This is a genomic window from Methylobacterium sp. WL103, assembly GCF_008039885.1.
Lineage (GTDB): Bacteria > Pseudomonadota > Alphaproteobacteria > Rhizobiales > Beijerinckiaceae > Methylobacterium > Methylobacterium cerastii.
On the sequence record NZ_VRUX01001302.1, the window covers coordinates 1 to 433 of the forward strand.

Annotated in this window: 1 pseudogene; it reads right to left on the reverse strand. The window is 73.9% G+C overall.

Annotation, left to right across the window (positions count from 1 at the left end):
• Positions 1–433, reverse strand: a pseudogene (locus tag FV222_RS29095) (alpha/beta hydrolase); the annotation flags it as partial.

Here is a 433-nt window from a genome sequence, read left to right on the forward strand (position 1 = left end):
GCGCAGCACCCGGACCGGCGGCAGGCCGTCGCCGAACATGCCGAGGAACGCGTCGCGCGTCGGCACCGGATCGAGCCCGCCGGTGACGAAGGCCGCCGTGCCGAAGCGCGCACCCCGCTGCCGGGTGATCGCGGTCTTCTCCGCGATCAGCGAATCGGTGACATGCGCGGCGTCGCCGTAGACGTGGGCGCGCATCATCCGGCCGATCACCTTCGGGCGGATGTTGAGGCCGTAGAGGGCGTCGCCTAGGAGTGGCGCCTCGACGGCGCGGCGGATCGCGGTGAACAGGCCCTGTCGCTCCGGCCCCATCACGGTGGGAAGCGGGCCGCGCCATGTCGGGGCCACCAGCACCAGCCGCGCGAACGCCTTCGGATGCCGTCGCGCGGCGGCGACGAGGTAGGCCGCCGCGCGACGGCATCCGAAGGCGTTCGCG